The following is a 9714-nucleotide window of genomic DNA, read 5'->3' on the forward strand; positions in this document are numbered from 1 at the left end:
CGACGTGCGCCGTCGAGATCGTGATGCCGCGCGCCTTCTCCTCAGGCGCCTTGTCGATCTGGTCGTAGGCCGTGAACGTCGCCCCGCCCGACTCCGCCAGGACCTTCGTGATCGCCGCCGTCAACGACGTCTTGCCGTGATCAACGTGACCAATCGTGCCAATGTTGCAGTGCGGCTTCGTACGCGCGAATTTCTCTTTGGCCATCGTCTCTTTCCTGCGGCAAGCTCACACGAGCGGTCGCCCGGGCTGTCGCTCGACGAGACGTCGAGCCGGGCGAAAGACGGTGGCCCGCTTAGAGGCTTGCCGTCCTTTGATCAAGGGCTTTGCGGGACGTCGGCGCCCCGAGCGCGCCTGAACGGCTACTGGATGGGGCGCCGGACCGGGGACGCGGCGAGCAGGGCCGCCTTGTCCAGGGCGAGCGCCGCCGCGATCTCGTCGAGGGCACGCGCTTCCACATCGGCGATCCCGTCGAGGTCGGCGACGTCCGCCGCGATCAGGAAAGTGGCCTCGCGCTCCTCCGCGCCGCGTCCCTCGATGGCGGCGACGAGGCGCAGGTTCTCGGCCCGGCCCGCGCGGGTGCGCGCCCGGGCGATGCCCTCGTAGAGCTCGCTCTCCAGCATCAGCCGGTCGTAGCCCTTTTCGAGAATGGGATTGGCCTGCATGCCCGCCAGCGCGGTGTCGAATTCCTCGCTGGCGACCTCTCCATCGGCGACGATCACGTTGGCGGCGGCCGAGACCATGGCCTGCATCAGCGCTTTGTCGCCCGCATACGCGGTCACGGTCTGGCTGAAACGGCTGACGATGTCCTGGAAGATGTTCATGGCGGCCTTGGAAGCGGGCTTATCGGCGGGAGCGAAGCATCGACGCGCGGTGAGGCTTTGCCGTTCCCGGCCGCAAAGACAAGCGTGCGGGGTCCGTGCGTTTCAGAACATCGCCACGAGGGCGATGCCTCCCACCATGAGCAGGCCGCCCAGGATGCGCCACGGGCTCGCGGGGTGCTGCGCGAATCCGATCCAGCCGAAATGGTCGAGCAGGATCGAGGTCAGGACACCGGCGGTGATCAGGAAGCCGAAATAGGGGGCCGCGCCGATCTGCTGCGCGACGAAGAGTTGGGACAGGATGAGGAAGGCACCCATGACGCCGCCCATCCAGGCCCAGGGCGGCACCGACCGGATGTCGCCGATGGTCGGCAGGGCAAAACGACCGAGGACGAGGCCCACCACCAGCAGGGTCATGGCGCCGACCAGGGAGACGACGATGGCCGCGGCGAAGGGCTGGGCGAGGCTTTTGGACAGCGTCGCGTTCGTGCCCGATTGCAGCGCATTCGCGATGCCGGCCAGGAGGGCGAAACCGTAGAGGAACCACATGGAAGATCCTGTTCTGGCGGTGTATCAGGCCTGAGCTGCGAGACGGACGCCGCCGGCGCGATGCGCGACGTCGGAGCCCTCGGTTAAGTCCTGTGCCGGCTGTCTGGATCGTCTATGAACGCAGCTTGGACCGGGCCGTGGCCCGTGGGGATGTGACGGGTCGAGGCATGGACAGGACGATGGCGCCTTCCGCAGGTGCGCCGGCACCGGATGTCTGCGCGAAAACCAGTCCGGCACCGAAGGCCGCCGATCTCCGCTTCATCCTGCGGGATGCGACGGACGTTGCCCATCGCCGCCTCGATGCGGGGTTCGCGGCCTATGACCTGACGCGCCGGGCGGATTACCTGGCGTTCCTGATGGCGATGCAGGCGGCGTTCGCGCCGCTGGAAGCCTGGCTCGACGAGACCGATCCCGGGTTTCTGCCCATGGACTGGCCCCAGCGTCGACGTGCCGAGGCCCTTCGCGTCGATCTGCAGGGGTTGGGCATCGTCGCCTCGGAAGGGTCGAGCGCGGTTCCGCCGCCGACGCTCCCGGCCGATGCGGCGCCCGGCGTGCTCTACGTGCTCGAAGGGTCCCGCCTCGGCGGGCAGGTGCTGCTGAGGCAGGTCCTGGCCAGCCCGGACCCCGTCGTGCGCGAGAATGCACGGTTCCTGCGCCACGGAGAGGGCCTGCGCTTCTGGCCGAGCTTCTCGGCTTGGCTTTGCACCCGCCCGGTCTCGGAGCACGAACCTGCAATCAGCGGCGCGCTGTGTGCCTTCGCGCTGTTCGAGAGGACACAGGCTAACCGCTAGGCTCCACCCGCGGAGAGGGCGCGGCGCAGGGTGTCGGCCGTGTACGGCTTCTTGATCATCGCGACCGCCCCGAGTTCGGGCGGGATGCGGAAGCTCTCGCCGTAGCCCGTGGCGAAGACGAAGGGCACGCCTAGGGCGGACAGGCGCACGGCCACCGGCAGGCTCGTCTCGGACCCCAGATTGACGTCGAGGAGGGCGAAACTCGGCTTGGCGGCCTCGATCTGACGCAGAGCGTCGTGGACCGAGCCCGCCATGTCCACCGCCTTCGCCCCGAGGGATGCCAGGATCTCCTCGGCTTCGAGGGCGATGATCATGTTGTCCTCGACCACCAGCACCGCGCCCGAAAGGGCGGCCGCGTCGCGTTCCAGGGCACGCTCGCGCTCGCGCGGCGCCGCCACCGGCACGATGGGCGCCGGGCGGACGTAGCGCGACGGCACAGCGAAGCGGCCCCGAACGCCGATGAGTTCGTAGGTGATCTCCGCCTCGCCCTTTAGTTCGTAGGGGATCGAGCGCTCGATCAGCGTGGTCCCGAAGCCGCGTCGGGTCGGGGGCTTCACCGGAGGCCCGCCGCTCTCGCTCCAGTGGATGACGAGGCAATCCGAACCGTCGCGCTCCCAGACCACGTCGACCTGGCCCGCCGCCTGCGAGAGCGCGCCGTACTTGGCCGAATTCGTCATCAGCTCGTGGATGACGAGGGCGAGGGTCGAGAAAGCCTGCGGTTCGAGGAGGACGTCGACGCCCTGCAGGCGGACCCTGTCGGCCGTTTCGCCGAGATAGGCCTCCGCCTCCAGGGCGATGAGGTCGCGCAGCGATCCCGGTCCCCAGTTGGTCGTGGTGATCTGGTCGTGCGCACGGGCAAGAGCCTGGATCCGCTCGCCGATCACGCCCGCGAAATCCTCGACGCTGTCGGTGCCCGACCGGCTCTGGGCGACGATGCCCCGGATGAGGTTGAGGATGTTGCGGACGCGGTGATTGAGTTCCGCGATGAGTAGTTCCTGACGCTCCTGGGCGGTCTTTCGCTCTTTTTCCGCCGAATCGGTGAGCCGGAGGATGACTTCCAGGAGGGTAATGCGCAGGGCCTCGGCGATGCGCAGATCGACGGCACCCCACGGCGTCGACTGGCCACGGACCACCTCGGTCCAGGCCTCGAAGCTCTTGCGCGGCGTCAAGCGCAGGCCGTTCGGTCCGAGCGTCGCCGGTTTTTCCGGATTCCCCGCCCAGGTCACGGTCCGGGCGAGTTCGCGGCGGAAGAACACCAGAAAGTCGCGCGGCGCCCGAGAGATCGGCACCGCGAGGAGACCGGCGGCGCGCTCGGTGTAATCGGCGGCCGGCGGATGGACGGCGCCGATCTCGTGGGTGGCGAAGGCCCGGCTCGTGGCCGTCCGGTTCAGGAACCGGACCAAGCCCGTGAATTCCTCGGCCGTGGGGGTCGCCCCCCGCAGCGTGATCTCGCCGTTCACCCAGACGCCGATGCCGTCACAGGTGACGATGCCGGTGATGTCGTCGAGGAAGCCGGTGATGTTCTCCAGGCTGGTCCCGCCCGAGGCCAGGGCGCCCATCAGCCGGTCGTGGAGGGCGCGCGAACTCGCCTCGTAGGCGGTCTCCGCCTCGCGCTCCCGGCTCTCCAGGATCAAGGAGAACATCTGCCCGAAGAGCTCGGCGCCGGTGCGGCGCTCCAGCGAGATGTGGCGCGGCTCGGCATGGTGGCAGGCGAACAGGCCCCAGAGCTTCCCGCCGCGCAGGATCGATACCGACAGGGAGGCCGCGACCCCCATGTTGCGAAGGTACTCGATATGGATCGGCGAGACCGTGCGCAGGGTGCTCATCGACAGGTCGAGCGGCCGCCCCTCTGGATCGCGCTGGGGCAGCACGGCCACGGGCGCGGCGTCGACATCGGCGATGATGCGCAGCCAGTTGCGCTCGTAGAGCGCACGCGCCTGCTTCGGGATGTCGGAGGCCGGGTAATGCAGGCCGAGATAGGGCTCCAGGCTCGATCGGGCGGATTCGGCGATGACCACGCCCGACCCGTCCGGATCGAAGCGGTAGACCATCACCCGGTCGAAGCCGGTGAGCGCCCGCATCTGACGCACGGCCTCGCGGCAGAACGGATCGAAGCCGACGGTCTGCTGAAGGCGCCCGACCATGCTGCGCACGAGGTTGCCGGCGTTCAGGTGCTCGAAGACGCTGGGCTCGGCCTCGATCACGATGCTGCCGCCCGAGAGGTGCAGGGCGATGTCGAAGGGCGCGCCGCCGGGCTGCAGGGCGGTGCCGAAGATCCGGTCGATGGCGTCCGGCCCGCGCAGGGACTGGAGGTGCCCCCGGATCAGGTGGATCGTCTCGATGTCCATCAGGTCGGAGAGCGGCAGGCCGAGAAGGTCGCTGTCCGCATGTCCGAGCCAACGCGCCGCGTTCTCCGAGGCGCGGACCACGATCCAGTCGGAGGATACGGCGATGAGGAAGCCGAAGGGCTGCACCGCGCCGAGGATATGGATCGGTTCGCGGTCGCAGGATGTCAGGTCCACGGCCTCGGCTCGGTCTTTGTGATCCGTCATCGCGTCAGTCGATCGCCGCTTTCATGGCCCGTTCGAACATGGCCCGTTCGAACGCATGACCTGTTCGGATCGGTCCTCGCTCGAAGAAGAGCCTCGGGGACAACGACGGAACGCCGGGAAAGTCTCCCTTGATATATCAGGCGAACCGAATTCCACCCAGGACTGTGGCGCAGATGCAACGCTGGCCGCCCGGTATGACGCGGAGAGCGGCGCTTCGCGTCACGAAACGGCGCCGGTCCGGCGGGAAAGGCCGGCGAGGATCACGGCACCGACGAGGTAGGCGCCGAGGATCAGCGCTCCGCCCTCCACCCACAATCCGGCCCGGCCTGGAACGAGGCCCGAGATGGCGAGGCCACCGGCGACGCAGGTCGCGAAGGCCAGAAGCAGCGCCCCCGACCGCGCCGGTCCGTTCCGGGGCAGGCCGGTGAGCCAGCCGACGCCGGCGCCGAGGAGGAGGCTCGCGGCGAGAGCCGGCCAGAGCAGGATTGCGAGCAGGGTCACGGGTTCGGCCTCGGATGGCGATCAGGAACGAAGGGCGAAGCCGACGCCCAGGGACGCAGGCCGGATCGTGCCGGCCGGTGCCGCGGCGACTTGGTCCGGGCGCAGGCCGGCCTGAAGCAGGTACTCGACGACGGCGAGGGCCCGCTGCTGCACGAGGTCGGGTTCGGGATCGGCCGGTGCCGCCGGCTTCGCCTCGGGTTTGGCCGTCTCGGACTTCACGGACTTGGGCTTCGCAGCTGGCGCGGTCGACGGAGCCTTGTCGGTCCGTGGCTTGTCCGGCGGCGCCTTGGCGCTGCGCGGCTTGTCGGCCTCCAGCGAGGCGGTGCTCTCCACCGCCGTCTCGACGGTCGGCTTCGGCGTCGGAGCGGCTCCCGCCGGATCGGAATGTCCCGTCACCATGAGGCGCAGGGCGGGACAGGTCCTGGCCAGCGCCGCGATCGCGTCGAGGCGCGGGTAGAAAGCTGGCTTCAGGGTCGCGCTGCCGGGGGAGAAGGCCGGCGCCGGGCTCTTCAGGACGGAGTCCAACGCTGCGCCGCAGGCCTCGGGTGTCCGGGTCGGTGTCTCGCCGGGTGAGGTCACCGTGACATCCGCGCTCCAGCCCTCAGGCATGGCGGCGGTCACCTCCTCGCGGATGCGCCGGGCACTCTGCGGATAGAGGCTTTCGCCGGTGAGCGTGACCGAGCGATCGGCGATGCGGATTCCGCCTTTCGCCATCAGCGCCAGCGATCCGGCGCTGGCCAGCAGCGCGCGGGTAAGATCGGCCGGTGCGCCCTGCCCCAGGCGGGTCCGGTCGACCAGCCGCTCGCGAAACAGGCGGGGGCGCAAGGCGGCGAGCAGCATTTCCCGGGTGCCCGCATCGGGCAGGTGGCCCGTGAGGGTGACGCTGTCGGCGTCGCGCCGGAGGGCGATCCGGTAGGGGGAGAGCGGCCGTGTGGTCAGGGCGACGGCGCCGCGTTTCAGGCCGGCCGGCAGGCGATCGCGCAGCAGGGCCTCGATCTCGGGGATGGCCTGGGCATCGAGGGCGATGCCGCTCGCCGACACGGTGGCGTCGGCCACGGTGACGCTGCCCTCCTGCAACAGGCCCGCGATTTGGAGGGTGAATTGCGGCATCGCGGCTGCATCAATCTGCGCGGAAAGCCCGCGCGCGCTGCGCATCCGATCCGCCACCTGCCCCGCCTCGGCGATCTGCGCGGCCTGGTCCCGGATCGCGACGCGAGCGGCCTCCGAGACCACGTAGCCGGAGAGTTCGACCCCACCGCCGGGCTGGCGGGTGACGACGAAGCGGAAGTCCGACACCCAGGCGGGGAGAATCTCGACCCGGCCGAGGCTGTAGCCGGTCGGCAGCGCGACGAGGGCCGCCCGCAAAGCCTCCTCGTCGGAGACCGAGGCGGCCTCGCCGATGATCGAAAGCCGCGTGTCCTCCAGCATCACCCGGCTCGCCGGTGCCAGGGCGCGCAGGCGGGCGAGCGCATAGGTCGCCGCGAGGGGAAAGTCCGGCGGGCTCCCGAGGGCGGCCCGGGTCCGGTCCTGGAGCGCCGTGCCGGGCTCCAGGGCGGGGGCGAGCCGCTCGCCCAGCGCGCTTGCGCCGATCTCCGCCGGGCGGAACCCGGTGAGGTCGACGCCGTCCGGGCCACGCGTCGCCACCCAGATGAAGGGCGAGGCGAGTTCCACCACCCCGACGGGGCCGACGAGGCGGCGCACCCCGTCGAGGCGCGCCAGGCGCTCGTGGGCGGCGTCGCGGGTGGCGGCGTCCGGGGCCTCGCCGGTGATGACGAGGTCGCGGCCTTGCGCGTCGGCGCGCAGCCAGGGCTCGGCGCCGGGCAGAGCGGTGGCGGCCGCGATCGCCGAGGCCTCACCGGAGAGGCGGGACTCGATCCGGGGCGTGACCCAGGCGGCGGAGAGGCCCAGGATCAGCGCGAGACCGGGAAGGCCGGCGGCCCAGCCGATGCGGCGGCAGCGGTCGCGGAAGGTGGAGGCGGCGGACACGTCGAACCCCGGTGGCGGGCGATGGATGCGCGGCGCGCGTCGGCCCGACCACATACCCGCTTCACGGCATCTTGAAGGCCGATCCGGCTCAGGCGTCCCGCAGCATCTCCAGTTCGAGCCAGCGGTCCTCGGCCTTCGCCAGTTCCGCCTCGGCGGCGCTCAAGAGACCGGAGGCCTTGGAGAAGCGGGCCGGGTCGCGGGCGTAGAGACCGGAATCGGCGAGCACCGCGCGCAGCTTGACGATGTCGGACTCAAGCTTCTTCATCCGCTCCGGCAGGGTCTTCAGCTCGTGCTGATCCTTGAAGCCGAGCTTGCCCTTGCCCGCCGGCGCGGCGGTCTCAACCGGCTTCCCGCGCTCCTTCGCCTCGGCCTTGGCGCCGCGGGCGGCGGCGCGCGCCTGCACGCCCTCGCCGCGCTGGGCGATCATGTCGGTGTAGCCGCCGGCATACTCGACCCAGGCCCCCTCCCCCTCGCTGACCAGCACGCTGCCGACCACGCGGTCGAGGAAGTCGCGGTCGTGGCTCACCAGGATCAGGGTGCCGGAATAATCCGCCAGCATCTCCTGGAGCAGGTCGAGGGTCTCGAGGTCGAGGTCGTTGGTGGGCTCGTCGAGGACGAGCAGGTTGGCGGGCTGCGCCAGCGCCCGGGCGATGAGCAGGCGGTTGCGCTCGCCGCCAGAGAGGACGCTCACCGGGGTGCGGGCCTGCTCGGGCGCGAACAGGAAGTCCTTGAGGTAGCCGATGACGTGGCGGCTGACGCCGCCGACGATCACCGAATCGCCGCTGCCCCCGGTGAGCACCTCGGTGACGGTCATCGACGGTTCCAGCACCGCGCGGGCCTGGTCGAGGAGCATCATCTTGAGGTTGGTGCCGAGCGCGATCGTGCCCGAATCCGGTGCCGCCTGCCCCGTGAGCAGGTTGATCAGCGTGGTCTTTCCGGCCCCGTTGGCGCCGACGATGCCGAGGCGGTCGCCGCGCATCACCCGGAGCGACAGGTCGTCGACGATCTTTCGCGCGCCGTAGGACTTGGCCGCGTGCTTGGCCTCGATCACCAGGGCGCCGGAGCTCTCGGCCTCCGTGGAGGTCATGGTGGCGGTCCCCACGGGACGGCGGTCGTCGCGGCGCTCTTTTCGCAGGGCGTGGAGGTTGCCGAGACGGCGCACGTTGCGCTTGCGCCTCGCGGTGACGCCGTAGCGCAGCCAGTGCTCCTCGTCGGCGATCTTGCGTTCCAGCTTGTGCCGGTCGCGCTCCTCCTCCTCGAAGAAGGCGTCGCGCCAGGCCTCGAAGGTGGAGAAGCCCTGCTCGATCCGCCGGGTGACGCCGCGATCGAGCCAGATCGTGGTCTTCGACAGGGCCGAGAGGAAGCGCCGGTCGTGGCTGATCAGCACCAGGGCGCCGCGTACGCTCCTGAGTTCGGATTCCAGCCACTCGATGGCGGGCAGGTCGAGGTGGTTGGTGGGCTCGTCGAGCAGCAGGATGTCGGGCTCGGGCGCCAGCGCCTGGGCCAGTGCCACCCGCCGGCCCTCGCCGCCGGACAGGCTTTTGGGGTCCTCGGCGCCGGTCAGCCCCAGGCTCTCGAGCAGGTAGCGGGCGCGGTAGGTGTCGTCGTCGTGGTTCAGGCCGGATTCGACGAAATCCAGGGTGGTCTCGAAGCCGGAGAAATCCGGCTCCTGCGATAGGTAGCGGATCGTGGTGCCGGGCTGGATGAAGCGCGTCCCCTTGTCGGGTTCGACGAGGCCGGCGGCGATCTTCATCAATGTCGACTTGCCGGACCCGTTGCGCCCGACGAGGCAGGTGCGCTCGCCGGGTGAGATCGCGAGTTCGGCCTGGCTGATGAGCGGCGTGCCGCCGAAGGTGAGCGCGACGTCTTGAAGGGTGAGGAGCGGGGGAGCGGCCATGGGCCGGCTTATGGCAGCGACCGCGCCCCCGGACAAACCCGCAATCGCCGGGTCCGAGCGAACCCGCGATCGCGCCGCGTCACATCGTCGGGTTGGCGGGGCCCGTCGGCATCGGATCGGGGGCGATATCCGGGTCGTTGACCGGGATTTCGGTCGGCGTCAGGTCCGGCGCCTCCGGCGGCGTCTGGCCCGGCACGTCGGTGCCCGGCGTGTCGGGACCCGGCAACGGCGTCTGCGGCACTTCGTAGGGAGTGTCCGGCACGGGGGCTTCCGGGATGGATCCGGGGTTCGACATGCGTGCGCCTCTCAATGCCTGACGGGATGGACCGGTGGAACAGCCCGCCGGTTCGTGCGGTTCCGCGCGAAGCGGCATTGCGACGAGGCCGGCACGCTACTTCTTGGTCAGGAGGAGATTGCCTTCCTTGCCGACTTTCTTCTGGATCTGCTGGGCGAACAGCGCCAGCAGGAGGGGCAGCCGGACCTCGACGCGCACGGTCTCGGGCCGGACATCCACCTGCCCATCCACCTTCTGGCCCATGGCGGCCATCGCGAAATCGAGGCGGTCGTCGGTCCAGGCCATCTTCTCCACGGCGATGCCCGCCTTGGCGAACAGCCCGTC

The 9714-nt window shown here is 70.2% G+C and carries 10 protein-coding genes; 1 reads left to right on the forward strand and 9 read right to left on the reverse strand.

Annotation, left to right across the window (positions count from 1 at the left end):
* The 3 genes from JWQ05_RS13920 to JWQ05_RS13930 all read right to left on the reverse strand — a co-directional run.
* Window positions 1-205: GTP-binding protein (locus JWQ05_RS13920; RefSeq protein WP_056182967.1), on the reverse strand; the 205-nt coding region annotated here is incomplete at its 3' end.
* A 155-nt stretch (window positions 206-360) separates the two neighbouring features.
* Entirely contained in the window at window positions 361-822 is a 462-nt protein-coding gene (locus JWQ05_RS13925) for a tellurite resistance TerB family protein (protein WP_299659257.1), read from the reverse strand.
* A gap of 102 nt (window positions 823-924) precedes the next feature.
* On the reverse strand, window positions 925-1368 hold the full coding sequence (locus tag JWQ05_RS13930) for a DMT family transporter (protein ID WP_299659260.1): 444 nt from the start codon (window positions 1366-1368) through the stop codon (window positions 925-927).
* Window positions 1369-1547: 179 nt separating this feature from the next.
* Between JWQ05_RS13930 and JWQ05_RS13935 the strand changes: the two genes are divergently transcribed.
* Window positions 1548-2159 carry a biliverdin-producing heme oxygenase gene (locus JWQ05_RS13935; RefSeq protein ID WP_299659263.1) on the forward strand — a complete coding sequence of 204 codons (612 nt, stop codon included), beginning with the start codon at window positions 1548-1550 and terminating at the stop codon, window positions 2157-2159.
* Here the strand turns inward: JWQ05_RS13935 and JWQ05_RS13940 are convergent.
* From JWQ05_RS13940 to JWQ05_RS13965, 6 genes are all read right to left on the reverse strand, one after another.
* Entirely contained in the window at window positions 2156-4711 is a 2556-nt protein-coding gene (locus JWQ05_RS13940; RefSeq protein ID WP_299659266.1) for an HWE histidine kinase domain-containing protein, read from the reverse strand. The two genes, JWQ05_RS13935 and JWQ05_RS13940, sit on opposite strands and share 4 nt — an antisense overlap.
* A gap of 219 nt (window positions 4712-4930) precedes the next feature.
* Window positions 4931-5212, reverse strand: a complete 282-nt coding sequence (locus JWQ05_RS13945; RefSeq protein ID WP_299659269.1) for a hypothetical protein — start codon at window positions 5210-5212, stop codon at window positions 4931-4933.
* Window positions 5213-5233: 21 nt separating this feature from the next.
* Entirely contained in the window at window positions 5234-7198 is a 1965-nt protein-coding gene (locus JWQ05_RS13950) for a BON domain-containing protein (RefSeq protein WP_299659272.1), read from the reverse strand.
* A gap of 88 nt (window positions 7199-7286) precedes the next feature.
* Window positions 7287-9095 carry an ATP-binding cassette domain-containing protein gene (locus JWQ05_RS13955; RefSeq protein WP_299659275.1) on the reverse strand — a complete coding sequence of 603 codons (1809 nt, stop codon included), beginning with the start codon at window positions 9093-9095 and terminating at the stop codon, window positions 7287-7289.
* A 79-nt stretch (window positions 9096-9174) separates the two neighbouring features.
* Window positions 9175-9390, reverse strand: a complete 216-nt coding sequence (locus JWQ05_RS13960; RefSeq protein ID WP_299659277.1) for a hypothetical protein — start codon at window positions 9388-9390, stop codon at window positions 9175-9177.
* A 96-nt stretch (window positions 9391-9486) separates the two neighbouring features.
* The coding region (locus JWQ05_RS13965; protein ID WP_299659279.1) for a polyhydroxyalkanoic acid system family protein at window positions 9487-9714 on the reverse strand (228 nt) is incomplete at its 5' end.

The organism is Methylobacterium sp. (assembly GCF_028290105.1).
Classification (GTDB): Bacteria; Pseudomonadota; Alphaproteobacteria; order Rhizobiales; family Beijerinckiaceae; genus Methylobacterium.